The organism is Phyllobacterium lublinensis, assembly GCF_020164435.1.
GTDB classification, from domain to species: Bacteria; Pseudomonadota; Alphaproteobacteria; order Rhizobiales; family Rhizobiaceae; genus Phyllobacterium; species Phyllobacterium lublinensis.
Genome location: NZ_JAIUDQ010000026.1, coordinates 1 through 26,144, shown reverse-complemented (window position 1 = coordinate 26,144; position 26,144 = coordinate 1). Strand labels below are relative to the sequence as shown.

General features: G+C 57.5%; 26 protein-coding genes. 7 read left to right on the top strand and 19 right to left on the bottom strand.

Annotated features, from left to right (window positions below):
• Positions 1–58: 58 nt before the first annotated feature.
• From K9U38_RS21555 to K9U38_RS21540, 4 genes are read right to left on the bottom strand one after another with little or no spacing between them, the layout of a single operon-like run.
• Positions 59–598: a sarcosine oxidase subunit gamma gene (locus tag K9U38_RS21555; RefSeq protein WP_224496409.1), complete on the bottom strand. Its 540-nt coding sequence runs from the start codon at positions 596–598 to the stop codon at positions 59–61.
• Entirely contained in the window at positions 591–3,569 is a 2,979-nt protein-coding gene (locus tag K9U38_RS21550) for a sarcosine oxidase subunit alpha (protein WP_224496408.1), read from the bottom strand. Before K9U38_RS21550 ends, K9U38_RS21555 begins: the two co-directional genes overlap by 8 nt.
• Before the next feature lie 4 nt (positions 3,570–3,573).
• Positions 3,574–3,942, bottom strand: a complete 369-nt coding sequence (locus tag K9U38_RS21545) for a sarcosine oxidase subunit delta (protein ID WP_224496407.1) — start codon at positions 3,940–3,942, stop codon at positions 3,574–3,576.
• A 22-nt stretch (positions 3,943–3,964) separates the two neighbouring features.
• A complete protein-coding gene (locus tag K9U38_RS21540) occupies positions 3,965–5,218 on the bottom strand; it encodes a sarcosine oxidase subunit beta (protein WP_106714299.1) in 1,254 nt (417 codons plus the stop codon).
• A 392-nt stretch (positions 5,219–5,610) separates the two neighbouring features.
• On the opposite strand from K9U38_RS21540, the gene rpsU reads away from it, so the two are divergent.
• Positions 5,611–5,862: a 30S ribosomal protein S21 gene (gene rpsU / locus K9U38_RS21535; protein ID WP_099997993.1), complete on the top strand. Its 252-nt coding sequence runs from the start codon at positions 5,611–5,613 to the stop codon at positions 5,860–5,862.
• Between the two features lie 130 nt (positions 5,863–5,992).
• On the top strand, positions 5,993–6,865 hold the full coding sequence (locus K9U38_RS21530; protein WP_224496406.1) for a tetratricopeptide repeat protein: 873 nt from the start codon (positions 5,993–5,995) through the stop codon (positions 6,863–6,865).
• A 114-nt stretch (positions 6,866–6,979) separates the two neighbouring features.
• Here the strand turns inward: K9U38_RS21530 and K9U38_RS21525 are convergent, their stop codons facing one another.
• The 8 genes from K9U38_RS21525 to K9U38_RS21490 form a co-directional block, all read right to left on the bottom strand.
• The gene (locus K9U38_RS21525) at positions 6,980–8,380 is read right to left on the bottom strand and encodes an NAD(P)(+) transhydrogenase (Re/Si-specific) subunit beta (protein ID WP_224496405.1); all 1,401 of its coding nucleotides are present in this window, start codon (positions 8,378–8,380) and stop codon (positions 6,980–6,982) included.
• A 7-nt stretch (positions 8,381–8,387) separates the two neighbouring features.
• Entirely contained in the window at positions 8,388–8,798 is a 411-nt protein-coding gene (locus K9U38_RS21520; RefSeq protein WP_224496404.1) for an NAD(P) transhydrogenase subunit alpha part 2, read from the bottom strand.
• Positions 8,798–10,126 carry a Re/Si-specific NAD(P)(+) transhydrogenase subunit alpha gene (locus tag K9U38_RS21515; RefSeq protein ID WP_224496403.1) on the bottom strand — a complete coding sequence of 443 codons (1,329 nt, stop codon included), beginning with the start codon at positions 10,124–10,126 and terminating at the stop codon, positions 8,798–8,800. The genes K9U38_RS21520 and K9U38_RS21515 overlap by 1 nt, the downstream gene beginning before the upstream one ends.
• Before the next feature lie 161 nt (positions 10,127–10,287).
• Positions 10,288–10,509, bottom strand: a complete 222-nt coding sequence (locus tag K9U38_RS21510) for an aa3-type cytochrome c oxidase subunit IV (RefSeq protein ID WP_224496402.1) — start codon at positions 10,507–10,509, stop codon at positions 10,288–10,290.
• Positions 10,510–10,644: 135 nt separating this feature from the next.
• Complete coding sequence (locus tag K9U38_RS21505; RefSeq protein WP_106714236.1) at positions 10,645–10,791, bottom strand: DUF3096 domain-containing protein; 147 nt, start codon at positions 10,789–10,791, stop codon at positions 10,645–10,647.
• A gap of 126 nt (positions 10,792–10,917) precedes the next feature.
• Entirely contained in the window at positions 10,918–13,218 is a 2,301-nt protein-coding gene (locus tag K9U38_RS21500; protein WP_224496401.1) for a putative bifunctional diguanylate cyclase/phosphodiesterase, read from the bottom strand.
• Between the two features lie 223 nt (positions 13,219–13,441).
• Positions 13,442–13,903 (bottom strand): hypothetical protein, encoded by a 462-nt coding sequence (locus K9U38_RS21495; protein ID WP_224496412.1) that lies wholly within the window; start codon positions 13,901–13,903, stop codon positions 13,442–13,444.
• Positions 13,904–13,937: 34 nt separating this feature from the next.
• Positions 13,938–14,546 (bottom strand): CGNR zinc finger domain-containing protein, encoded by a 609-nt coding sequence (locus tag K9U38_RS21490; RefSeq protein WP_224496400.1) that lies wholly within the window; start codon positions 14,544–14,546, stop codon positions 13,938–13,940.
• A gap of 63 nt (positions 14,547–14,609) precedes the next feature.
• Here K9U38_RS21490 and K9U38_RS21485 point away from each other — a divergent pair, with 63 nt between their 5' ends.
• Positions 14,610–15,509 carry a branched-chain amino acid ABC transporter permease gene (locus K9U38_RS21485; RefSeq protein WP_224496399.1) on the top strand — a complete coding sequence of 300 codons (900 nt, stop codon included), beginning with the start codon at positions 14,610–14,612 and terminating at the stop codon, positions 15,507–15,509.
• Positions 15,510–15,518: 9 nt separating this feature from the next.
• On the opposite strand, the gene K9U38_RS21480 is transcribed toward K9U38_RS21485, so the two are convergent.
• Together K9U38_RS21480 and K9U38_RS21475 are read right to left on the bottom strand one after the other, a co-directional pair.
• Complete coding sequence (locus tag K9U38_RS21480) at positions 15,519–16,271, bottom strand: SDR family NAD(P)-dependent oxidoreductase (RefSeq protein WP_255607521.1); 753 nt, start codon at positions 16,269–16,271, stop codon at positions 15,519–15,521.
• A gap of 165 nt (positions 16,272–16,436) precedes the next feature.
• On the bottom strand, positions 16,437–17,543 hold the full coding sequence (locus K9U38_RS21475) for a TRAP transporter substrate-binding protein (protein WP_224496398.1): 1,107 nt from the start codon (positions 17,541–17,543) through the stop codon (positions 16,437–16,439).
• 275 nt (positions 17,544–17,818) lie between these two features.
• Here K9U38_RS21475 and K9U38_RS21470 point away from each other — a divergent pair, with 275 nt between their 5' ends.
• Complete coding sequence (locus K9U38_RS21470) at positions 17,819–18,589, top strand: gamma-glutamyl-gamma-aminobutyrate hydrolase family protein (protein ID WP_224496397.1); 771 nt, start codon at positions 17,819–17,821, stop codon at positions 18,587–18,589.
• A gap of 11 nt (positions 18,590–18,600) precedes the next feature.
• Here the strand turns inward: K9U38_RS21470 and K9U38_RS21465 are convergent, their stop codons facing one another.
• The 4 genes from K9U38_RS21465 to K9U38_RS21450 all read right to left on the bottom strand — a co-directional run bounded on the left by K9U38_RS21465 (position 18,601) and on the right by K9U38_RS21450 (position 21,737).
• Positions 18,601–19,053: a hypothetical protein gene (locus K9U38_RS21465; RefSeq protein WP_224496396.1), complete on the bottom strand. Its 453-nt coding sequence runs from the start codon at positions 19,051–19,053 to the stop codon at positions 18,601–18,603.
• A 92-nt stretch (positions 19,054–19,145) separates the two neighbouring features.
• The gene (locus K9U38_RS21460; RefSeq protein ID WP_224496395.1) at positions 19,146–20,165 is read right to left on the bottom strand and encodes a LacI family DNA-binding transcriptional regulator; all 1,020 of its coding nucleotides are present in this window, start codon (positions 20,163–20,165) and stop codon (positions 19,146–19,148) included.
• A 97-nt stretch (positions 20,166–20,262) separates the two neighbouring features.
• Complete coding sequence (locus K9U38_RS21455) at positions 20,263–21,156, bottom strand: DMT family transporter (protein WP_224496394.1); 894 nt, start codon at positions 21,154–21,156, stop codon at positions 20,263–20,265.
• An 89-nt stretch (positions 21,157–21,245) separates the two neighbouring features.
• Positions 21,246–21,737, bottom strand: a complete 492-nt coding sequence (locus K9U38_RS21450; protein ID WP_224496393.1) for a MarR family winged helix-turn-helix transcriptional regulator — start codon at positions 21,735–21,737, stop codon at positions 21,246–21,248.
• A 425-nt stretch (positions 21,738–22,162) separates the two neighbouring features.
• On the opposite strand from K9U38_RS21450, the gene K9U38_RS21445 reads away from it, so the two are divergent.
• The 3 genes from K9U38_RS21445 (at position 22,163) to K9U38_RS21435 (ending at position 25,113) form a co-directional block, all read left to right on the top strand.
• Complete coding sequence (locus tag K9U38_RS21445) at positions 22,163–22,927, top strand: creatininase family protein (RefSeq protein ID WP_224496410.1); 765 nt, start codon at positions 22,163–22,165, stop codon at positions 22,925–22,927.
• A 90-nt stretch (positions 22,928–23,017) separates the two neighbouring features.
• Positions 23,018–24,139, top strand: a complete 1,122-nt coding sequence (locus K9U38_RS21440; RefSeq protein ID WP_224496392.1) for a CobW family GTP-binding protein — start codon at positions 23,018–23,020, stop codon at positions 24,137–24,139.
• Entirely contained in the window at positions 24,139–25,113 is a 975-nt protein-coding gene (locus K9U38_RS21435) for a WD40 repeat domain-containing protein (RefSeq protein ID WP_224496391.1), read from the top strand. Before K9U38_RS21440 ends, K9U38_RS21435 begins: the two co-directional genes overlap by 1 nt.
• A gap of 26 nt (positions 25,114–25,139) precedes the next feature.
• Here the strand turns inward: K9U38_RS21435 and K9U38_RS21430 are convergent, their stop codons facing one another.
• Positions 25,140–26,048, bottom strand: coding sequence for an HNH endonuclease (locus K9U38_RS21430; RefSeq protein WP_224496390.1), 909 nt, complete (start codon positions 26,046–26,048; stop codon positions 25,140–25,142).
• Positions 26,049–26,144 lie beyond the last annotated feature (96 nt).

Genomic DNA, 26,144 nt, shown 5'->3' with positions numbered 1-26,144 from the left:
ACGCGAAAGCGGGCGTGGCAAGGGTCAAATACACCCGGTTCTTTGACAACAGGCCCTGTCAGACAGCAACGTCTCGGGCAGATTCCTGAAGAAACCCATAGGCATAGGTGGAAAACGAGCGCCAGCATTCAACCCTGAAACTGTTTTCCCCCATACGCCACAGCACAATCTCGATCTTGCCGAGTACGGTGCGCGATGCTGCGCCCACCGGGAAGGCATTGAGCGAAAGGTCTTGCGGGCAGCCGCCGTTGATGACCGCGCTTGCACCCTTGCCGGACACGATAATTCCGACATTGCGATGGGAAACGTCAACAGCCGAATGCAGCACCTTCACCTTGGCCAGATCATCGGCAAGGCTGCTTGTGGCGTCGTCAATAATCAGCCACTCGTCGGGGCCGAGCCACATTACCGTGCGCGCGCCCTTTGAGGCAGTCGACTTCGGCTTGACCGGCAGATCCAGCCCCAGCACTTTGGATAGCGCCGGGACCGCATCCGGTTTGGCGCGGAGCGAAAGGCGGATGGCATTGTCGGCAAGGGCAATCGATACGGAGCCCGGGTGGAGTGGATGCAACCGCTCTGCCTGAATCATTTTAACCATTCAACCGCTCTCCCTTTTCGTCGAAGAACACTGTTCCGGTTACTTCCACTTCGATCACTCCGTTCGGCATCGGCACATAGAGCGTTTCGCCCAGCCGCTTGGTTCCATCCACAACCAGTGCCAGCGCGATGGAACGGCCACAGTTCTCCGACCAGTAAGACGAAGTCACATGGCCGATCATTGTCATCGGCACAGGCTGGTTCGGATTGGCAACAAGCTGCGCGCCCTCTTCCAGTACCTGCCGCGGATCGACGGTCTTGAGGCCGACGAGTTGCTTGCGCCCATCCGCGACGAGGTCGCGGCGCAGAAGGCCGCGAATGCCCACATAGTCCGTCTTGTTCTTGCCGATCGCCCAGGTCAGTCCGGCATCCTGCGGCGTGACGGTGCCATCCGTGTCCTGGCCGACGATGATATAGCCCTTCTCCGCACGCAGGATATGCATTGCTTCCGTGCCATACGGTGTAAGGCCCAACGGCTTACCGCGTTCGTAGACGGCTTCCCATACGGCTTGCCCGTAATCAGCCGGGACATTGATTTCGTAGCCTGCCTCGCCGGTAAACGACATGCGGAACAGGCGCGTCGGCACGCCGCAGATCTTGCCTTCACGAACGCTCATGTGCGGCATGGCTTCGTTGGAAATATCCATGCCTTCTAGGAGCGGCGCGATGATCTCCCGGGCTTTCGGCCCCTGCACTGCGATCACGGCCCATTGCTCCGTCGTCGATGTCAGCCAGACGTCGAGATGCGGGAACTCGGTCTGGAGGTAATCCTCCATATGATGCATGACGCGCGGTGCGCCGCCGGTTGTAGTCGTCACATGGAAGCGATCCTCCGCGAGCCGTCCGACGACACCGTCATCATAGATGAAGCCGTCCTCGCGCAGCATGATGCCGTAGCGCAGGCGCCCGACACCGAGCTTCTGCCATGGATTGGTATAAAGGAGCTCCAGGAACTGCGCGGCGTCAGGACCGACCACTTCGATCTTGCCAAGCGTCGAGGCATCGAAAATACCGGCATGGTTGCGGACGGCGACGCATTCGCGATTGACCGCAGCGTGCATGTCCTCACCCGCCTGCGGGTAATACCATGCGCGTTTCCACTGGCCGACGTCCTCGAACTCCGCACCCTGCGCCGCATGCCAGGCATGCATGGGCGTACGCCGTGTCGGGTCGAACAGATCATGCCGGGCGTGATTGACAATCGCGCCAAACGTGACCGGCGTGAACGGGGCGCGGAACGTTGTAAGCCCGACGGCCGGGATCGGCCGATTGAGAGCCTCGGCAGCGATTGCCAGACCATGCAGGTTGGAGGTCTTGCCTTGGTCCGTCGCCATGCCATTGGTTGTGAACCGCTTGACGTGTTCGATCGAATGCATGCCTTCGCGCACAGCGAGCCGAACATCCTTTGCGGTCACATCGTTCTGGAAATCAACGAACGCCTTCACCGTGGTATCGGCACCGGCCCCCGGCGCCGAGCCGATCATGCCGCCGACCCAGCCTGCGCCCCCGGTTGCGGGAACTGACCCAGCCTTTCCACCACCGGCAGCAAAAGCCTCATCCAGCGTTGCTTGCAGCCCGTCCGTGCCGTTGCAGGCACCGACCGAAACGCAGTCCTGCGCATAGGTGCCGGGCAGAAACCGCTCATTTGCGGCGTCCCATGCAACCTTGCCGCGGGACTGTGAAAACAGATGGACCGACGGAGTCCAACCGGCCGACATGATCAGCGCGTCGACGGCGACCTTGCGTTCATCGCCGCCCCTGTTCGGCCTGATCGACATCGACGAAACCCGTCGCTTGCCGCCGGCACTGTACACTGCATGTCCGGCCAGGACTTCGATCCCGAGCGAACGCGCCTCCTCGACAATCGGCGAATTCGGATTGTCGCGTGTATCGACGATCACCGGAATGTCGATACCGGCTCGCTTCAGATCGATTGCAGCGGCATAGGCCGAGTCGTTGGCCGTGTAGACACCGACCTTGCGGCCGACGGCGACACCATACTGGTTGAGAAACATCCGCGCTGCCGAAGCAAGCATGACACCCGGACGGTCATTATTGGCGAAGACCATGTGCCGTTCGATGGCTCCGGTGGCGAGAACCACCTTTTTTGCACGAACCTGCCACAGCCTTTCGCGCGGCATGTCGGCGGCAGGAGTGCTCAGATGATCGCTCAGGCGCTCAACGAGTCCAACGAAGTTTTGCGCATAGTAACCGAAAGCCGTGGTGCGCGTCAGAACGGAGACATTATCCATCGCCTCGAGCTTTGCCACGGTCGCAGCCGCCCACTCATGACCGGAAACGCCGTCGATGACGACATCACTTTCATAGCGCAGCGCACCTCCCGCTTCCGGCTGTTCATCGCAAACCATGACTGTCGCGCCGGTTGATGCCGCACTGAGCGCGGCCGCAAGGCCGGCAACACCGGCGCCGACGACAAGGACATCGCAATGGGCGAAACGGTTGGAGTAGCGATCAGTATCCGCTTCGCCGGGAACGACACCAAGACCGGCGGCGGCGCGAATCTTGGGCTCATAGATCGTCTTCCACGCAAACTTCGGCCACATGAAAGTCTTGTAGTAGAATCCGGCCGGCAGCATCGGGGAGAAGACATCATTGATGGCACCGATGTCGAAGGTCAGCGACGGCCAGCGGTTCTGCGACTTGACCTTCAGTCCGTCATAGATCTCCTGCACTGTGGCGCGGACGTTCGGCTGCTTGCGCGACTTGTCGCGTTCAATATCGACCAGCGCATTCGGTTCCTCGCTTCCGGCAGACAGAATGCCGCGCGGGCGGTGATACTTGAATGAGCGGCCGACGAGGTGGATGCCGTTGGCAAGAAGCGCGGAAGCCACGGTGTCACCTTCAAGGCCAGTCAGGTTCTGCCCATCAAACGTGAAGCGCACTGTTTTTGCAGGAGTAAGGCGGCCAGCGCCGGCGATACGATTGCTTCCGGAATGAGTAGTGGTGCTCATAGGCTCACACCTCCGCTTTCTTGGCGCCGCGCGCGGGTTTCGCTTGCGGCTCTTCGCCTGGTTCCACCGGAGCGGCTGGCTGCACCACAAATTGCTCCACATTGGGGCGGGGCTCACCAGCCTTGTAGACTGTCAGGAACTTGTCCGAGACCGAGTCGCGCACGGCGTTGAAAAACCGGCCGCACCCGTGAATGTGCCGCCAACGCTCGAACTGCAGTCCCTTCGGGTTCTGGCGGAAATACAGAAAGGCGGCAAAATCATCGTCTGACTGCTCGACAATGGAGGAAGAACGCACGAGATGCGCTTCACCAGCATTGCGGAACTCCAGTTCCGGCCGCTCTTCGTCGCAATAGGGGCATTTGATGAGAAGCATTGTCTGTCTCGTTTCCTGAATGTCAGTGCGCAACGGCCGCAGCAGCGGCTTCATCGATGAGGCGGCCTGTCGTAAATCGCTCGATCGTGAACGGCGCGTTGATGCGGTGCGGTTCGTCGCGGGCAATTGTATGGGCAAATACATTGCCCGAGCCGGGCGTCGCCTTGAACCCGCCGGTTCCCCAGCCGCAATTGACGTAGAGCCCCGGAACGGGAGTCTTGGCGAGGATCGGCGAGCGATCCGGCGTCACGTCAACGATGCCGCCCCAGGAGCGCAGCATTTTCAACCGCGTCAAAACAGGGAACATTTCGCAGATCGCATCGAGCGTGTGGTTGATGATATGGAGACCGCCGGTCTGGGAGTAGGAGGTATATTGGTCCGTGCCAGCACCAATCACCATCTCCCCTTTGTCGGACTGCGAAATATAGGCGTGAACCGTATTCGACATGATCACGCATGGGATCAGCGGTTTGACCGGCTCGGACACCAGCGCCTGCAGCGGATAGCTCTCGAGCGGCATGCGTACGCCGGCCATGTTCATGATGACCGAGGTGTGGCCCGCCGCGACGACACCGACTTTCTTGGCATTGATGGGCCCGCGATTGGTGTCGACACCAATCACCGCGCCGTTGGGTGCGCGGCGAATACCGGTGACTTCACAGTTCTGGATGATATGCACGCCACGATCGGCTGCCGCCCGGGCATAGCCCCAGGCGACTGCATCATGACGTGCAGTCCCGCCGCGGCGTTGCAGCGCAGCCCCGATAATCGGATAGCGCGCGTCGGCCGAAAGATTGATCGGCGGGCAGAATTCCTTGACCTGCTCGGGCGTAAGCCATTCATTGTCGATGCCATTCAGCCGATTGGCATGGATGTGGCGCTTGAAGACCTGCACGTCGTGAATATTGTGCGCCAGCATCATCACGCCGCGCGCCGAATACATCACATTGTAGTTGAGATCCTGGCTCAGGCCCTCCCAGAGCTTCACTGCGTGCTCGTAAATGCCGGCGGATTCGTCGTAAAGGTAATTGGAGCGGATAATGGTCGTATTGCGACCTGTGTTTCCGCCACCGAGCCAGCCCTTTTCAAGGACGGCTACATTGGTGATGCCGTGTTCCTTGGCAAGGTAGTAGGCGGTCGCAAGTCCATGCCCACCCGCGCCGACAATGATGACATCATATTCCGCCTTGGGTTCCGGTGATGTCCATTGCTGCTCCCATCCCTTGTGAGCACGCAGGGCCTCGCGGGCCAGAGCAAACACCGAATATTTCCGCATCACCTATTCCTTTGCGAACCAGTTGGCCTTCGCAGAGCGATTGTTAAGAGGTTTTCACACGTCCCTGTCCAGTAATCGACATCGATTTTAGCGACTTGGGGACCGTGCTTTTATGCATCAGTATCGTATCCGTTCAATGGTGTTTTGCCATTTTGCGACGGAGATTGGCGTTACATTGCCGGTTAGACTAAAATTCCGGGCGGAGGCTTGGGGGTTGATCGAATATCCTTCATTTGCACATTACAAGCATGGACATCGGTCCAGCTTTCTGATAATGGCCTCGGCAGTTTGCGATGGATAACCGTCGCGAAGGCCGGTTGGTTGTCCCATACAGCGACTATTGGGCATGGCGAACCGGGCTCAACGAAATTCTAATAGATACAGGATAAAACGTGCAGGTACTCGTACGCGAAAACAATGTTGATCAGGCTCTCCGCGTTCTCAAGAAGAAGATGCAGCGCGAAGGCATGTTCCGCGAAATGAAGATGCATGATCATTACGAGAAGCCCTCGATCAAGCGCGCCCGCCAGAAGGCGGAAGCAATCAGCCGTGCGCGCAAGCTCGCTCGCAAGCAGGCTCAGCGCGAAGGCCTTCTGCCAATGCCAGCTCGCAAGGCTCCGGTCCGCGCTTCCGCGGCTCGTTGATCTGCATTCTTAGCGGCGTATTGACCCGATTACGGGGTGGAGTGGCTTGTGCCACACCGCCCTTTTTTCGTTTGGTGCCATCGGAGCAAAAAAGCTTGCAAAGCTTTTGGTTGTACGGGACACATGGAATATGACCTATTCAGTTGAAACGACATCTCACCGTGAAACTCAATCCGCGTTGCAGGCAGTGCGCTTTACCGGATTGGTGATCGCATCGGTCCTTACGATGGCGGTCGCTGGCTGCCAGAGCACTTCAACGACCGATATGACCGGCATCGACAAGGCTCAAGGGTCCACCGAGAACATCAGTTCGCTGAACGAAGTCATCCGCAACAATCCGAAGGACCCTGAGGCCTACAATGTGCGTGGCTCGGCTTTCGGACGCGCCGGCCGCAACAGCGATGCGATCAAGGATTTCAACACGGCGCTTGAGCTGAACCCGAATTTCTACCAGGCCTATGCCAACCGGGCGCTCGTGTATCGCAACATGGGCAATACCGCCCAAGCCGTTGCTGACTATAGCAGGGCCATCCAGATCAATCCCCAATATGACGCGGCCTATATCGGCCGCGGCAATCTTTATCGCCAGCAAGGGCAATTGGATCAGGCGCTGAACGACTTTCAGCAGGCGATCCAGTTGAGCACGACCGACGCGCGCGCCTATCACAATCGCGGCTTGATCTATCAGGCCCGCAACCAGCACAAGCAGGCGATCGAAGACTTTTCGACGGCAATCTCGCTGCAGCCAGACGCGGCAGAGCCCTATAATGGCCGCGGAATTTCCTATGTCGCGCTTGGCGACGATGACAATGCCTTCGACGACTTCAATACGGCAATCAAACTCGATGGCACGATTGCCGAGGGCTGGGCCAACCAGGCGCTGATCTATGAGCATCGCGGTGACAAGGCTCGGGCAGCCAAATCCTATGCCAAGGCCGTGCAGCTCGATCCCAAATACAAACCAGCCATCGACGGCTTGGCACGCACCCGCAAGACTTCTTGACGTGCCATGGGCAAACGCTTGAGTTTGTCATCCAGCCATGAAATCGCAGAGCTGATATAACGAAAAAGCCCGCCAAGTCTGGCGGGCTTTTTAACGTTGGTGCTCAATAACGACCTAGTGGTCGAGGGCCTTGACGATATTCTCGACCATCTTCTTCGCATCGGCGAAGAGCATCATCGTGTTGTCACGGAAGAACAGTTCGTTCTCGACACCGGCATAGCCCGAGCCCATGCCGCGCTTGATGAAGAGAACTGTTCCTGCCTTGTCGACATCAAGGATCGGCATGCCGAAGATCGGTGACTTCGGATCGGTCTTCGCGGCCGGGTTCGTCACGTCATTGGCGCCGATGACGAAAGCAACGTCGGCCTGCGCGAATTCCGAATTGATGTCTTCGAGCTCGAAGACTTCGTCATAGGGCACGTTGGCCTCGGCCAGAAGCACGTTCATATGACCGGGCATGCGGCCCGCCACCGGATGGATGGCGTATTTGATCTCGACACCTTCAGCCTTCAGCTTGTCAGCCATTTCGCGCAGGGCGTGCTGCGCCTGGGCGACCGCCATGCCGTAGCCCGGCACGATGATCACCTTGGAAGCATTCTTCATGATGAAGGCAGCATCATCGGCCGAGCCCTGCTTCACAGGACGCTGCTCGACTTCACCGCCGCCAGCCGCAGCCGTCTCGCCGCCGAAGCCGCCGAGAATCACCGAGATGAATGACCGGTTCATGCCCTTGCACATGATGTAGGACAGGATTGCACCCGAGGAGCCAACCAGCGCACCGGTGATGATCAGCGCCAGATTACCCAGCGTGAAGCCAATGCCTGCGGCGGCCCAACCCGAATAGGAATTCAGCATCGAGACGACCACCGGCATATCGGCGCCGCCGATCGGTACGATGATCAAACCGCCAAGGATGAGCGACAGGATGACGATGAGCCAGAAAACGACATGGCTTTCGGTCAGAACCAGCGCAATGACGAGCACGACAATGGCAACCAGCAGCGCAACATTGATGACATGGCGCCCCGGCAGCATGATCGGCTTGCCGGACATGCGCCCGTCGAGCTTCAGGAAGGCGATGATCGAGCCCGTAAACGTGATCGCGCCGATGGCGACACCGAGCGACATCTCAACCAGCGCCTGCCCATGGATACTGCCGACCTCGCCGATCCCGAAGGATTCAGGCGCATAGACGGCCGCAGCAGCCACCAGGACAGCAGCCAGACCAACCAGCGAGTGGAATGCGGCGACAAGCTGCGGCATGGCAGTCATGGCGATGCGCTTGGCGATATAGGCGCCGACGCTGCCGCCAATGGCGAGGCCGAGGATGATCAGGCCAAGCCCTTTGAAGCTCGGCTCGGCCAAAGCCAGCGTGGTCAGGATCGAGATGGCCATGCCGGTCATGCCGTAATAATTGCCCTGACGGCTGGTCGTGGGATGGGAAAGGCCGCGCAGCGCCAGAATGAACAGGACGCCGGAAACCAGATACAGAAAAGTTGCGATATTCACGCTCATGCCGGCCTCACTTTTCTTTCTTCTTGTACATGGCAAGCATGCGATGGGTGACGAGGAAGCCGCCGAATATGTTCACGCTGACAAGAACGAGCGCTACGAAGCCGAAGCCCGTGGCCGCACCGCTTGCCGACAGGCCGACGGCAAGGAGGGCACCCACGACAATCACAGAAGAGATCGCGTTGGTGACCGCCATCAGCGGCGTATGCAAGGCTGGCGTCACCGACCAGACGACATAATAGCCGACGAAGATCGCAAGAACGAAAATGGCAAGCCGGAAGACGAACGGATCAACCGCGCCGCCGGTGACGGCATGGGCAGCCGCACCTGCCGCCTCGGGCATGTTTTCGGCGGCCTGGCGAACCATCTCCGTGGCCTGGTTCAGGGTCTCAAGCGCCTTATCGAGTGTTGCATCGGCCATCACGCTTCTCCTTCAGTCTTCTTGGATGCAGCTTTCGGCGCCGCGACCTTTTTCGGAGCCGCCTTCCTGGCTTCTGCTACCGTAGCGTCCTTGGCAGCTGGCGCCTTGGCAGCCGGCGCCTTGGCACGGGCAGGCTTTTTGCCAGCAGGCTTGTCTGCGGCAGCGGTCGCAACGGCCGTTGCCGCCGGGGTCGTTTCAACACCGGCGAAATTCGGGTGGACCACCTTGCCGCCATGCGTGAGCACCGTTGCCTTGACCAGTTCGTCCTCGAAGTTGATCTTGACTGTCTTGGTATCCTTGTCGACCAGTGTCTCGACGAAAGCCACAAGGTTCTTGGCGTAAAGCTGCGAGGCGGTGGCCGCGATGCGCCCGGCGACATTCAGGTGGCCGACGATCTTGACACCGTCGACTTCGACGATCTGTCCGGCAACCGCGCCTTCAACATTGCCGCCGCGCTCGACGGCCAGATCAATGATCACCGAACCGGGACGCATGCGAGCATACATCTCCCGCGTGACCAGCCGCGGCGCCGGACGACCCGGGATCAGTGCGGTCGTTATGACGATATCCTGCTTGGCGATATGGTCATTGACCAGCGCCGCCTGTTTCGCCTGATATTCCTTCGACATTTCCTTGGCATAACCGCCGGCCGTCTCGGCCGCCTTGAACTCTTCGTCCTCGACGGCAAGGAATTTGGCGCCCAGTGAGGCAACCTGCTCCTTGACCGCGGGACGTACGTCCGTGGCGGTGACGACTGCGCCCAGACGGCGCGCCGTAGCGATGGCCTGTAGACCGGCAACACCGACGCCCATGATGAATACCTTGGCGGCAGGGACCGTGCCCGCCGCTGTCATCATCATTGGCAGAGCGCGGTCGTATTCCTCGGCCGCATCCACAACCGCCTGGTAGCCGGCGAGATTGGCCTGGCTCGAAAGGACGTCCATGACCTGGGCGCGCGTGATGCGCGGCATGAATTCCATGGTGAAGGCAGTGACACCAGCATCCGCCAGTTCCTTGACGGCCGCATCGTTGCCGTAGGGATCGAGCATGGCGATGACGACAGCGCCCTGCTTGTAGGACTTGAGCTCTGCAGAACCTGGCCGGCGGACCTTCAGGACCACATCCGCGCCTTTGATATCAGCGGTCTTGCCGATCGTTGCGCCCGCGGCTTCGAACTCACGGTCGGGAATGCGTGATGCCGTGCCGGCACCCGCCTCAACGATCACGCTGAAACCGAGACCGACAAGCTTCTTGACCGTCTCGGCAGAACCGCCCACACGCGGCTCGTTGGCGTCAATCTCTTTCGGTATGAATAGTGTCTGAGCCAAGCTCCTCACCCCCAAAGCAAGTTAATCACTACAAGGCATTGGTCTGACGACCAGCGCGCCTTTTTCCGCTTATGATGATTGGCAACCCCGAGATTTGGCCGGTCCAGATGAGCGGCGTTTAAGTTCGGATTATCAACCCGGCATGTGTTCAGAGAGTCGGCCTAGAGAAGAAACCAGGAAGCCAAACAGACAACAATAAAAAGTACGGCAGCGGAGAAGAAGCCGCCGGCAAAAAAGCCGAACGCCATTGCGACCATCAGCGCCAAACAGAAAACAACGCCCCATTTCGAGAGGGCCAGGAACAGATTATATGTGCGCTCATGTTCCGTGTAATCCATCGGAGCGCCCAACTCTGCAGGCGAAGTATCGTGATGTTCAGCCATCTTCAAACCTCTTACAGTCAATGTCGTATTGGCAATAGCGAAAACGGCGCACCAGCGCAATGCGCAGATAGTCGCTCCGGCGCATGCAATCGATATAAATCAAGAGACAGTTTCTGCGAAACCATTGAAATAAAATTACCCGAGCAATTGGGGAAAGAGCCCGACAACACCGATGATGATCAGATAAAGGGCGACCACGTAATTCAGCAGTCTTGGCGCTATCAGAATGATGATGCCCGCTATCAAGGCAACAAGCGGGGCAATGGCGATCTGTGCGATCATGTTGGCGTCCTTCCTCGGCGGCATGCACTAGAAAACAATATGCCGAACAGGATAAGCGATCGGCGGGGCCATGTCAGGCTGCACGGAGTCTTATCCAATGATCATTGCGAATGATGAGTTTCCGCGTCAGTGCAGCGACGGCGCAAGGTCGCCTGCCACCGCCAGCAACCGCTGTTCCATTGGAATGTCCAGCAGCTTTACGATCTCGTCGGCGGACATGGCTGCGCCATAGAGATATCCCTGAACATACTCTGCGCCGATCCACTGCTTGATCAGCTCGGATTGCTCGTTTGTCTCAAGGCCTTCAATGGTCACGGATAATCCAAGCTCATGCGACATCTGCACGATGCCGCGCAACAGTTTCAGCGAACGGCCCTCCTTGGCGATATCCGCGATGAAGGACCGGTCAATCTTGACTTTCGTCACGGGCAGATCCTTCAGGTAGCTCAAGCTGGAGTAACCGGTGCCAAAGTCATCTATGGCGACCTGGATACCGTATTCCTTGAGCTCCGCAAGAACGGTTCCGGTCATTTCGCGGTCGGTAATGATCGCTCCCTCAGTCACTTCCACTTCGAGCAGATGCGGCTCGATATCATGCTGCCTCAATGTGGAATGGATCATATTGACCATATCCATGTTCTGCAGATCGTGGGACGACAGGTTGACCGAGACGGCAATGCGGGATTCCCATTTGCTGCAATCCTTGACCGCGCGCTCGATGACGCTACGCGTCAGCTCTGAAATGAGCCCCATCTCTTCCGCCATCGGAATGAATTCTGCAGGCGAAATCGATCCGAACTCAGGATGGTGCCACCGCGAAAGCGCTTCGCACGATGTCATCCGCAGTGTCCGTACATTGACGATCGGCTGGTAGGCAACCGATAGAGTGCCTTCTGCAATCGCCCTGCGAAGGTCGGCCTTGAGGCGCTGCTTGCTCCGGAACGAATGGTCCATCGTATCGACGAACACTGCCCATTTCTTCTGCGTCTTCTTCTTGGCAACATCAAGTGCAAGGTCGGCATTCATGTGCATGGCTGCCAGGTCGAACTTTGCTACATCTGCGATGGCCACGCCCGAATGCACACCTGTCATGATTTCATGACCGGATACGATGTACTGGCCCGAAATAGCCGCCATGATGCGCTCAACGCACTGCATCGCCTCTTCGTGCGATGCTGCCGAGAATAGCAGGACGAATTCGTCGCTGCCAAAACGGGAGATAACGGGGTGGCTGGCATCGACTGATGCGAGCCGGTCGGCAAATGCCCGCAGGAGATCGTCTCCGATCCGATGGCCAAACGTGTCGTTGGTCCGTTTCAAACCATCAATATCGACAACCATCAGGATGATTTGCGTACCAAGCTGAACGGTACTTGCATATGTGTTGGCAATTTCAGCGAACTGGCTGCGGTTAGGCAGACCAGTCAGGCTGTCGAAACGTGCCATCCTGTTGATTTGCGCCTCAGCGTCCGCTCGGCGCGTGACGTCCTGCATGACCAGAACAGTTCCATGGTGCGGATCGGGCGTCGCCGTAAATTCATAGTGACGATTTGTAGGCGATACGAACGTATCGCGTTGCTTCGAGCCCGCCAACAGATCCCTTATTTTGACGCGCAAGGCACCGAGCTCATTTTCTGGGAAATAGTCCCGCAATTGTGCCAGGCGCAGCAGCGTCTCCAGCGTTCGCCCCTGCAACTGCCTCGGATGGTCAAACCCCAGCATCTTGGCCGCCCGCATGTTGGCGACCGTAATCCTCTGGCTGCTGTCGAACATCAGCAATCCCTGAGGCATGCCATTTAGCGCAGCATCGAAATTATTGGCGACGATGCCAAGCTGCCGTTTTCCTGAAAGAGCATCAAACAGCGACTGGCGCAGGTTGGAGGCGATACCGATATTGCTCCCGAAGTATGGCAGGATCAGCAGGGCGAGGAGCCAGTTATAGAATCCCCCAAGCAAAATGAATGTGACGAACAGCGGCGCCAGAATACCGATCGACATACCTATGACGACCTTGGGAGAAACATAATTTCGCGTCACCAGTGCAACCATCGACGCGACCGCGATAATCACGCTGGTAATTGCCGCTGACGGGTCGGCCAGCACATAGATACTGACAAAACACAGCATCCCGAGCAGGACGCAGGTCGTCAATGCGCCAGCGAGATAACGCCACTCCCATATCTTCAGGTTAGCCGGGACGGCATTGGAAAAATCCGTCTGTTCGAAAGCGGTGGTATTGGCGGTTCTCGCAAGGATGGTGAAGAAGAAGCCAAGTGCAAAACCGGCATATATTGGATGGCCAGTCTTGATGTAGATCATCAGGGTCGCAATGATTTGCACGACCGCGGTCCGCCAAACGGCGTCCTTGTTCGCATAAAGCGTTCGAAGGGATATGAGCTCTAGACTCTCGTTGCGTTCAGTTCTCATCAATACGACCGCGCCCAAGTGTATCCATAGTGGATACGCTAACGATTACTTTCACCAAACGCTAACGATAATGTAGCTTAAGATCGAACAACAACTAGCAATATCTATTTACGGCCCGTGTCAAATCTACCCCCCATAAATCGAAAAACAGAATTACTAATTCCTGAACCAAAATCACGTCAGGAAACTTGTGTAAGTGAATAGATATTTCGTATCGATATTGTTAAGCCGGGCACGTGGCGGATAAGTTTCCACCAGAACCTTTATCAGGGTTCGCATCGTAGAATGGGCCCACGACAAGGGGCTTATCGGGCATCACCGATTGGTCGACGTCCGATATCATCGTCCGTTCGATCGTTTGCAGGATTTTGCCGCCGGGATCCTCAAGACGCATGCTGACCTTGTATTCCCGGTCGGCCTTAACGCATTTGATGGGCGGGCTTTCGACGGTGATCTTCTCCATCATTGGCCAGACCTTTTGCCGAACGACGAAGGGTGCCCCTCCTGCCGGGTTCTCGAACGTCGCCTCCAGCACCGCGCCATCCGGAAGCGGCCTGAGCTTGCCGAGCGTAAGAAGATAGGTCGCCTGAGCGATCCGGTAATTGAAGACGAAAATTCTCCCGGTGACATTGACGTAATCGCCCTCCCCTGCGTCGCGGCAGGCGCAGAGCAACCCGGCGAGCATGACCAATGACAGGATCAGACGCGATGCATTTGGCCTAGGCACTGCCATTCTCCGCAAGTCGTCCGTTGCGATCATAGTGGCGGCGAGCCTTGGCGCGATTGCCGCACACCCGCATGTCGCACCATCGCCGGCTGCGATTGCGGCTCTCGTCAAAATACAGCCAATGACAGTTTGGACATATCTTGACCCGTTCGAGGCGCGACGGTTCAAACAGGCTTATGCCAGAGAGAAATGCGGCAGTCGTCAGTGATAATTCGCTCCGCATCCCCGATGCCTGCGGCAATGCCAGTTTCTGATTATCAGGCTCGTGGCAAACGACGTCCGAACCGAGCCGCAGGAATGCGGACAAAGTTCGCGGCGCCAGACCTTGTCCCTTCGCAGCCGCCCGGAAAAGCCCGTTGATGGATTCACGCGCATTGATCAACGTAGTGAATCCGCTCGGCGTTACAGGCGGACGGAACTGCACATCACCCCATTCGCCTTGCCTGAAATGCGCAGCGGCCATGGCAAAACGCGGCACTTCCGCAGCATCGGCGAAACGATCCTGTAAGCGTTCCGGTGTTTCGCGAAAAATGACGGTGTTGGCCAGATCAAGCGCCAAGACACCTCCGCTGAACCGGTGTGCGTTCCAATCAAAGTTCATGGGAAAATTCTAACTGGTAAAATGGATAATGCAAGTTAGAATGATCAAAACTTGAGGACGCCGATGGCCTATTTCCTCCAACTTCTACTCAATGGCATACACAATGCGGCGCTCTACGCCCTGTTGGCCTATGGCTACGTGTTGATCCATGGCCTTACGCACCGTACTGATCTTTCACTGGGCGCAATTTTTGCGTTTTCCGGACAAACCTTCATTCTGGTCACGGCCTTTGCATGGTCGGTGCTATGGATGACGCTGCCTGCGGCGCTTGCGTTCGGGCTTCTGATGGCCGTCATCTATGTTGGTGCTGGAGGCTATGCGATTGCACGCTTCGTTTATGCCCCGCTCGATGCCGGCAGCCGAAACACCGTGCTCGTGGCAACGCTCGGGCTCAGCATCTTCCTGATGGAACTGTCTCGCATAGCTGCCAATACGCGGGATTATTGGCTGCCGCCGATACTGGCCGCGCCCGTCAAGGTACTTGGCTCCGGCATAGACATCAGCCTGACCCAATTGCAGTTGGCAAACATTGCCGTTGCGCTGGTGGTCCTTGCATCCGGCGAGGCAGTCATGCTGCGAACATCTGCCGGTCGCATTTGGCGGGCCGTGAGCGACGAACCTGCGGCGACCGCAATGTGTGGCATCGATCCGGCAAGTGTCAGGACGAAGGCCATCTTGTCCGGCTACGGCGTTTGCGCGTTGGCCGGATTTCTCGCTGCGCTTTACTATGGCAATGTCAGCTTCAACACCGGCATGATCTTCGGATTGAAGATCCTGTTCATTACCGCTGCTGGCGGGTTTTCCCGCCCGTTGCACGCGGCGTGCGGTGCAGCGATCGTCGGCATGGTGGAATCACTGTGGGGCGGTTATTTTTCGGTTCTCTGGCGCGACGCCGCCGTCTTCTCGCTACTCGTCTTCGTTCTCGCCACGCGCACCACCGTTCAGGATACGGAGCGCATATGAAGCAGCCGATCAGCCTTGCAGGCTATGTCCGCCATCAATGGTAATGACGGTCCCCGTGATGTAACTGCTGGCATCCGAAGCCAGCATCAAGGCGGCTCCGTCAATGTCTTTGGGGTCTCCCAGCCGCCGCATCGGATTCTTCCCCTTCAGAAATCCTTTGGCTGGTCCCTCCATCAATGTCTCATTGAGACGGGTGGGAAACCAACCGGGAGCGATAGCGTTGACCCGAATGCCGTGGGCAGCCCACTCAAGCGCGAGCGATCGGGTCATCTGTGCAATCGCCGCTTTCGACATTGCATACGCGGTCGATCCCTTCACCGGTGCGTCGGCGAGTATACTGGACAGATTGATAATCGAGCCGCCCACGCTCTTGGCCATCATTCGCTTGGCCGCCTCCTGCGCAACAAAGAATGCGCCCTCGACATTCACCTCGAATATATGGCGCAGTTGCTCGCGTGTTGTTGTCAGCGCACGCTCAACTGCCGCAACCCCGGCATTGTTGAAGACGACCGTGACGGTGCCGAAGCGGCTTTCGGCTTCATCGAAGGCGCGCTCAATATCCGTCGGGACGGTGACGTCTGCCATGATGTTCATGATGTTCGGCCGAAATTCGTTATCGGGCGCGGGAGTGCGCGAAATCGACACGACGTTAGCGCCATGGGTCGCCAGGATATGGACCATTCGCAGGCCCAGACCCGATGAGCCCCCGGTCACCGCAATTGTTTTTCCCGCAATGGAAATCGTTTGGTCATTGATTATCATATATCGAGTACCGGCCCCACAACCCAGATTGTTTCGTTACTGTTAGACTGCTGGCGCCGCCATGACAACCGCCATACGCAGCTTCAGGCCACCAGACACCGGTGGGGCAAGAAAAAACCCCGGCCCTTGCGTGCCGGGGTTTTCGTTCGTGGCGTAGCGAAAAACCTATAGTTTGCCGTTGCGCTGTTGAATCATCATGAAGGTGTCGAAGGAATATTCCGCGACCTGCGCATAGAGGAAGTGCTCGTTGCGGAATGCCTTGATAGACTCCCAGACCTTCTTGAATCCCGGATTGGTCGCTTCCATCTCGGCGTAGACGCCATTGGCTGCTTCGAAACACGCGCTGAGGATCTCGGGGCTGAATGGACGCAGTTGTGCCCCGCCTGCGACGAGGCGTTTGATGGCTGCCGGGTTCAATGCATCATACTTCTGCAGCATGTCGGCATCGGTGGCCTGTGCAGCCGTGCGGAACAATGACTGGTAAGCGGGCGGCAACGAGTCCCACTTCGCTTTGTTGACCATGAAGCTGACCGTCGGACCACCTTCCCACCAGCCAGGATAGTAGTAGAACGGTGCAACCTTCTGGAATCCGAGCTTCTCGTCGTCGTAGGGGCCAACCCATTCCGCCGCATCGATAGTGCCTTTTTCCAGCGATGGATAAATGTCGCCGCCGGCAATCTGCTGCGGCACAACACCAAGCTTTTCAAGGACTTTGCCGGCAAATCCACCGACACGCATCTTCAGGCCCTTGAGGTCATCAACTGTCTTGATTTCCTTGCGGAACCAACCGCCCATCTGCACGCCGGTATTGCCGCCCGGATAGGCCTGCAGTCCCTGCTTGTTGAAGAATTCGTTCATGAGGTCGATACCGCCGGCATGGTATTGCCAGGCGTTCATCCCACGGGCGTTCAATGCGAAAGGCACCGCTGCGCCCAAGGCCCAGGTGGGGTCCTTGCCCCAGTAATAGTAGGCGACCGTATGGCAAAGCTCGACGGTACCAGCCGCCGCGGCGTCTGCCGCCTGGAGGCCCGGAACGATTTCGCCGGCCGCAAATGGTTGAATCGTGAAATTCCCGTCCGTTGCTTCCTTCAGATATTTCGACAGCACTTCGGCACCGCCATAAATCGTATCCAGCGACTTCGGAAATGACGATGCGCAACGCCATGTAACTTTGGGCAACGACTGCGCGATGGCGGGCGCAGCCAGGGTGGTTGCAGCTGCAGCACCGACCCCGGCAAATCCCGCCTTCGTGATGAACGCACGACGATCCATTAATTCTCCTCCCAACGATTGAAATCAAACTCTTCGGCTCAGACCACCGGACAATCCCTTGCTTGTCCTCCCGATCTTGGCCATCACCATACACACTCGCCTATTCAAGTCCAGCAGGTGGAAACACAAACAAGTCAGCTTTTGGAGGCCGTCTGAACATGCTCGCCAATCCGCAAATAATCCGAGCTCTGGCGGCGAAACAGCTGCGTTGCCGCCGCCATTGGAAACGCGCTCGAATTGCACTACATAGGAACATATTTCTTAGGAGTAAGATCATGCGGCAACCTCTCGTCGCCATAACATCTGATGTCCGGACGTTCGAAAATTACACGTGGCACGCTGCCCCTGATCAGTATTTGATGGCTGCCTACGACGCGGCCAAGGTCATCCCCTTGATCGTTCCGTCTTTTGGCGAGGGTCTCGATATCGATGCCATTCTGGATGGCGTCGACGGTGTCCTCGTCACCGGTTCCAAGTCCAATGTTCACCCGGAACTCTATGGCGCATCTGCCAGCGCCGCGCACGAGCCGTATGATCCGGCGCGCGACGCCACCTCATTGCCGCTGATTCGCCGCGCCATCGAACGGGGAATTCCGCTTCTGGCCATCTGCCGCGGCATTCAGGAACTCAATGTTGCGCTTGGCGGCACGCTCGCGACAGAAATCCAGGAACTTGACGGGCGCATGGACCATCGGGCGCCCCAATCGGACGCACAGGCGGAGCGCTTCGCCATCCGGCACCCCGTGCATATCAAGCCCGGATCCTGCCTGGCACAGGTCATGCAAAGCGATTCGATCAAGGTGAATTCGGTTCATCGCCAAGCGATCGACAAGCCAGCGGCGCAGCTGGAGATAGAAGCAGTGGCCGATGATGGTACGATTGAAGCGGTATCAGTCAAAAACGCCCGCAGTTTTGCTGTCGGCGTCCAGTGGCATCCCGAATACTGGGTGAAAAGCGACAGTCCTTCGCGCAAGATTTTCGAAGCTTTTGGAGATGCCGCGCGTGCCCACAAGGCGAGCCGAGAACGGCTTCACGCCGCTGAGTAATCGGCTACGTGCTAGTATAGGCTAACGCCTTCCGTCGACATTGATAGAATCACGGAGCGTGGCTCGACGCTGATATAGGCAAGTCCGTCGCCAGGGCTGAAGACCACGATCGGGCGCCCGAGATGATCGGCAAGGTCTATTGTTCCGTCCTGGTTGTTGTGCCACGTCCTGGCATTTGCCAGCGGCGGATAAAGCTCGGCACATTTTTTGTCGGTGGTGAGAGTGTTGTGGCCCGACGTCCCGTTCTGCGAGGGGAAGGCACGGCAGTCGGCTCCACCGCCTGGGCCACGGATCACGAACGTCGGCCTGTCGAGATCGGAACTTTCGGCGGTAATCGACGCTGTCGTCATACCTGCATCGACCTCGGGATCTTCGTTGTCCCTGTAGGTCGCGAAATCCAGGAACATGGCTATGATGGCTGCTGTGCTCATGAGGCCGAACCAGGCCGTACCTGCCAATTTCATGGCGTACTCCATGCAACTGTGATCCGGCAAAGCCTAGTCGCGCAGCGTTAATGAAGGATGAAGCTGCCCTGCAGCACGGACAATGGCGGTGCTTACCGCTCCTTCGGCCTGGAGGTTGACTGCCGGATCCGCAGTTCCGGTTTTATAAGTTCCTGGCGTGCGTGGGTATCAGCGCCATTCAGCTGATCGAGCAGCGCCCGCGCTGCACGCTGTCCGACCTCGCGCTGCCCATTCCAGACTGTAGTGAGCGCCGGCGTAGCGATCGCCGCCTCTTCCAAGTCATCGTAGCCGGTGACGGAGATATCTACGCCGGCAACGAGTCCTGCACGCGCAATGCCGTTCATCATCCCGATTGCCGCCAGATCGTTCCAGCAGACCGCCGCCGTAGGGTGATCCTTCAATGCCAGGAACTGGGGTGCCGCATCAAATCCCGCCTGCTTGGTGCGGGGTCCGGGGATGCGCCACTCCGGCTTTACCTCAAGCCCCGCCTTCTGCATGGCCTGCAGGTAGCCTTCGTAGCGATCACGCCCGGTCGACGTCTGATCCGTTCCACCAACCATGGCAATCCTGGTATGACCCAGCGAAATAAGGTGGTTGGTGGCTAGTCCGATGCCATAGGAGTCGTCGCCGCGAAAAACCGGCACGTTCGCATCCTTCACGCTGCGGGCGATCAGCACGACCGGCAAGCCATTGTCTTCGGCCATGCGGATGTCTTCGGCTGGCGTTCCGATCGCCGGGGACATGATCACACCGTCGCCGCCAAGTTGCAGCACCGTCTCAATGAAGGTGCGTTGCTTGTCGAGCTGGTCGTAGTGGTTGGACAGGATGAAAGTCTGACCCGACCGGTCGAGCTCGCCCTCAATGGCCCGCAGAATCTCCGCAAAGAATGGATTCATGATGTCATGAACGACAACGCCGACGATGCCCGACCGCGACGTGCGAAGGCTGGCCGCGCGCCGGTTATAGATATAGCCGATGGCGCGTGCATGTTCCTTGATTTTCTCGCGTGTCTGATCAGCCACCAGGGGACTGTCGCGCAATGCCAGCGATACCGTTGCTGTGGACACTTTCAGCGCGTCGGCAATCGTCGATAGTTTGATCTTTTGCGCCAAAAACCGCCTCCCGCAGTACTGTCAAACAAGCCGCATCATAGTTACCCGGCGTTATGCCATCGCAGCCGGATAAATCAAAGTTCTTTCGTGATCCAATTCAGTCCCTGATGCGCAACCGGCGCTCGCGGTGGACGACGTAAAGCCCGCTGCCGATGATGATGACCGCTCCGCAAAGCGTATATGCATCGGGAAACTGGTCAAATATGAAGTATCCGAATGCGAGCATCCAGATGATCTGCAAGAACGGGTAAGGCGCCAGGGCCGCCGTGGTTGCCTTTCTGTAGGCGAGAATAATGAGGAAATGACCAAGCCCGCCGAAGAACCCCAGCGAGAGCAGCAATGCGATCTGCAGCGGTGTTTCGGGGATGATCGCCTGCGTTATGGCCGGCGACATCAGGATCGCTGGAGCGAGTGCAGAAAAGAAGATCAGACTCTCTGGTGTTTCAGTAGCCGACATCCGGCGTGTCAGGAGCACATAGAACGAGTAACTGAGCATCGACGCAATCGAGTACGGCAGACCCGGATTGAGCGTAGCAAATCCAGGGCGGGCAATGATAAGCACCCCAATGAAAGCCACGATGATGGCGGCCCATCGGCGCCAGCCAGCCCACTCTCCGAGAAGCGGTCCCGCGAGCGCAGCAATGACCATTGGCGCGGCAAAATTGATCGTGATCGTCTCGCCAAGCTGCATCGTTTGCAACGCGTAGAAATTGAAGAAGGTCGACCCGAACAGGCAGAGCCCACGAACAAACTGCAGGGGTATGCTTCGAACCTTGAAAAGGGCGGGGTTCGACCATGGCCGGAAAAAGACCAGGACGAGGAGTGTGTGCTCGACAAAGCGCATCCAGGAAATGAAGCTTGCCGGAATCCCCGATAAAACAAGATATTTCGCACTCGCGTCGAGGCAGGAGAACAGAAAGCCTGCAGCAAACAGGTAGAGGATTGCTGCAGGCGGCGCGAATTCCGGTGACGGATGGGAGGTTAAAGACAAAGGAACGACCAATCAGGCGGGCAAGACTCGCACGATGATAGCAAGTTCAAGCGTTTTGTAACCGCAGATTGCGAAATTCTTCTTACAGATCACTCATCGTCACTATCGTCGTCATCATGATCGTCGTCGGATCCGGTCTGACGCAACAGTTCAGCGGCTGAAAGATTGACCTCCAGCCGCGACAGCATCTTGACGAATGCCTTGCGCTCCTTCTTGTCAAAGCCCTTCATCGCATCCTTCTCGGTCTTGCGAATGGACTTCTCGATCGCTTTTATGGCCTCGTTTCCCGTGTCGGTCAGGAAAATATGTGCTTGGCGCTGATCCGTCGCCGAGCCCTGCTTCTTGACAAAACCTTGCGTCTGCAAACGCGAGATTGTCTTTGTTATGGTCGGCGGCCGTACACCAAGACGTTTGGCAAGCACGCTGGGTGAAAGGCCATCTTCGCTTGCCAATTGCAGCATCACCGCATCCTGCCCGGCATAGAACCCATGGCCCAGCAAACGCATCGCCAGCGCGGTCCTCGTCAGACGCGCAGTTGATTGCAGACGATGAAGAATGAGGGGCTTACGATCCTTGACCATTCAAACTCCTGCTCGCTTTGAAGCGTTGTCCAGCTGATGATGAGACGGCTAGCTCGGTTTTGTGGATTAGATTAACAGACAAACTTTCTATACGCAGAATTGTTTCATGGTGATTACAGAACGGTGGTGCCCATGCACGAAAAGCTATCGCGCCCTTTGCCCTGGATCGCCGTAAATCCGCGTTACAATTCTTATATGACAATCTGATGAAATTTGCCGACGAATTGCTGCGCACGCCATTTCAAGGCTAAAAAAAGCACGACCAGGACAAATTCTTTCTGCTCGCACGGACATGATTGCACAATCCACCATGACGGCGTTTCCGTTTTTCATGTCTGCGGAAATGCTTTATGCCTTGCTTGCAACGCAGCTTCGGATGGAAGGCCGCTTCGGCTTTCCTGGAATTGCTTTGGGATGATCCGGACATGCCGACAGCATCGATAAGAACAATCGCGCTTTTACCACTCGGAGCCCACGAGCAGCATGGGCCTCACTTGCCTTTCGAAACCGACACACTCATCGCAGCCGGCTTGGTCGAGCGCCTCAAGCGGGCGCTTCCTCCGACGCTTGTCGTGGAGTTCCTGCCGGTAGAACCCATCGGGTACTCCATCGAGCATATGGATGTCAGCGGCACGAGGACACTTGCCTTCGACGAAGCGGTGCACCGCTGGATAGGCATTGGCGAGCGCCTGTCACAACGCGGCCTGTCGAAACTGGTTATCCTGAACGCCCATGGCGGCAACGCGCCTCTGATGACGATCGTCGCTACGGAGTTGCGCGTTCGTTTCGATATGCTTGCCGTGGCTACAAGCTGGACTCGATTTGGTTTGCCGGATGGCATGATTTCACCGGAAGCAAAGGCGCTTGATATCCATGGCGGCTTTATCGAGACATCCGTCATGCTTGCCCTGCATCCTGAACTTGTGAATATGGGAAAGGCCCGCAATTTCGCATCAAATCAGCGCGACTTTGCCGGGACCTTCAGACATTTGCGCGCCTACGGACCGCATGCCTTCGGCTGGAAGATGAGCGATCTCAATAAGGAAGGTGTTGCGGGCGATGCTGCGCGGGCCACAGCCGCGGCAGGTGAACGGATCATTGCCCACAGCTTGAAAGGCATCATTGAGTTGCTCGATGATGTCGACCGCTTCGACATGTCTGTCTTCCAGAACCCGCATCAATCCGATTGAACCTGTGTTCACGTATTTGAATGCCAAAGGTGTGGCAATCTGGTGCCTTATCACCTATATCGTGGGTCAATCCATTCAAAGAGGCGCACGATGAGTGAAGCTCCGACGACATCCGCTGCTGCGGTAGAAACCGCGCGTAAATCCCAGATCCCCGTCACCGTTCTGACCGGCTATCTCGGCTCCGGAAAAACCACGCTGCTCAACCGCATCCTCAGCGAGGATCACGGCAAACGCTACGCGGTCATTGTCAATGAATTCGGCGAGATCGGCATCGACAACGACCTGATCGTCGAATCCGACGAAGAAATCTACGAGATGAACAATGGCTGCATATGCTGCACCGTTAGGGGCGATCTGATCCGTGTCGTGGAGGGCCTGATGCGCCGCCCGGGCCGTTTCGATGCCATCATCGTCGAAACGACAGGCCTTGCCGATCCGGTTCCTGTCGCCCAGACCTTCTTCATGGATGATGACGTGCGCAGCAAGACGGCGCTGGACGCTGTCGTTGCCCTCGTCGATGCCAAGCATCTGCCGTTGCGTCTCGCCGACAGCCGCGAGGCAGAAGACCAGATCGCTTTCGCCGATGTGGTGCTGTTGAACAAGACCGATCTTGTTACGCCCGAGGAACTGGCAAAGGTCGAGGCGACGGTACGCGCCATCAACCCGCATGCCGTCATTCATCGTACAGAACGTGCCGGCATCGAGCTCTCGCGTGTTCTGGACCGGGGTGCTTTTGATCTCAGCCGCGCCCTGGAGAGTGACCCGCACTTCCTCGACCATGACCACCCCGACCACACTTGTGGGCCCGACTGTGATCATAATCACCACGATCATGATCATGATCATGACCATGGCCACCATCATCACGATCATGCGCATGACCATCATCATCACGACCATGTTTCGCCCATCCATGACGTGACGGTTCAATCCGTTTCGATCCGGACCGGCGAACTGAATCCGGACAAGTTCTTCCCCTGGATTCAGCGGATCACCCAGGACCAGGGGCCGAATATCCTGCGTCTGAAGGGGATACTTGCGTTCAGGGGCGATCATGAGCGCTATGTCGTCCAAGGCGTCCACATGATCATCGAAGGCGACCATCAACGCGCCTGGAAAGAGAACGAAAAACGCGAGAGCCGGCTGGTCTTCATCGGGCGCCAGCTCGACGATGCCGCCCTGAGAGCCGGTCTTGAAAGCTGCCTTGCCTGATGCCGACGATTGCCCCGCTTGATCTTGCCGCCCATTGCATCGATGCACGCTTTATCCTGGACGTGCCCTTTTTCGCCCTGGCCGACGGTACGATCCATCGCCTCGACAATGGCCACAAGACAACACAGGCGCATGATGGCCTCCTTTGTGCTGTTCCGGCTGTCGATGGCAAGTCACTTCTTACGAGTGGAGAGGACGGACGTATCTGCTCGACGGGATTGAATGGTGAAGCGCTGGAACTCAGCGTCCTGCCACGCAAATGGTTGACTGCCCTGGCCGCCGCACCCAGTGGTGCAATCGCCTTTGCATCCGGACGTTCCGCCTGGGTGCGCTCACCAGACGGCTCATTGCGGGAGTTTCCCCACGAACGCAGCGTCGAAGGGGTTGGCTTCGCACCCAAGGGATTGCGGTTGGCAGTTGCCCGTTACAATGGCGTCACGCTGCATTGGCCGGCAACCAATAGCGCACCGACGGAGCTTGAATGGAAAGGCGCACATGTATCGGTGATGTTTTCGCCGGACAACCGTTTCCTCGTCACGTCCATGCAGGAAAATGCGCTGCACGGATGGCGGCTTGAGGACAATCGCCACATGCGCATGACCGGCTATCCTAACAAGGTGAAAAGCTGGTCTTGGAGTACCAAGGGTAAGTGGCTCGCGACATCCGGCGCGCCTGCGGCCATTGTCTGGCCCTTCTCCGGCAAGGATGGTCCGATGGGCAAGTCACCGCTTGAACTCGGCACACGTGGCGATAGTCTGGTCACAGCCGTGGCCTGCCATCCCGCCGAGGAGATCGTGGCGATCGGTTATTCAGACGGCATGATTCTGGTCGCACGCTTTGGCGACCAGAAGGAAGTGCTTTTGCGCCGCCCCGGCAAAGGCGCAATTTCGTCCATGAATTGGGATACGACCGGACATCGCCTTGTCTTCGGTTCGGAGGCTGGCGATTGCGGCGTTGTCGACATTACGGGGTGATCACTCGGCCCGGATGCTTGGCGTCCTTAATGCTTGAAGCAATTGTCTCTATGCCAACGCAAGAAATGCGGATGCGGTTGTTGGGCGGCACGTTGCGGGACGATGGCCCGGCCGCTCCTGTTGAAGAGAAGCTGGATACTTTCCCGGTCGTTCGCCTGTCGTGAGATCAGTATCTCCAAATCATCGGAGAGGCTGATCAGACCCCGATCAAACATCCAGTGCGCGGTTCCCGACAGGGCCAAACCGTTGGTCAGAATATCGGGACCGTTGGCTTCGACTGGTCTGATATGCGCAGCATTGACCTCGGCTCGGCCACCACCATTGATAAGCCTCAGTCCGGTGATCGCGCATCGTCGGTCGTACGCCTCCAAAACGAGGCGGCGAAAAATATGGTCGCGGACAATCCGCGATGTGAATTGCGTCATGCGATCGCGTTCATGCTCGAGAATGAAAGGCGATTGAACATCCGCAAAGCCAGATACCGGCTCAAGGACTTCCGCCTCCCCGACACGCGGCAATTCCGACTCAATCTCGTTGAAGCCAAGCAACACGACTCTATTGAAGTCGGTCGAGGAGATCAGTCTCACCGCCGATTGCGCACGACCCGAGATACGCCCCTCGTCGTTGAGTACACCATGTTCAACCACCCCTTCAGGTCCGCTGAAAGGGACCGGATTTATAAAGTCGAGATAGGTACCAGATTCAACCAACGCAATATGCATTCCAGGCGCAGTGGGGTCTGGCATGACCCTTCCGACCTTTGCTATAGCGAAGTAGCCGCGCGTATACGCAACCTTCTTGGGCTCATAATAAATAATCCAATCGCCAAGACAGGCTAGGACACGGCCCAGATATTGGCTCGGGAACTGATATCGTTCGGCCGGGCTATCATCATAGATCGAATCTGAGCGGTGAATAAAAACCCCGAATCCCATGTGGTCGCTATAGCATGCCATTGGACGGCGCTCGAGGCGGCCCATAGGATTTTCATTGCAATGTGGAGGTCATGGGGTTCCTGCATTGCTAGCTGG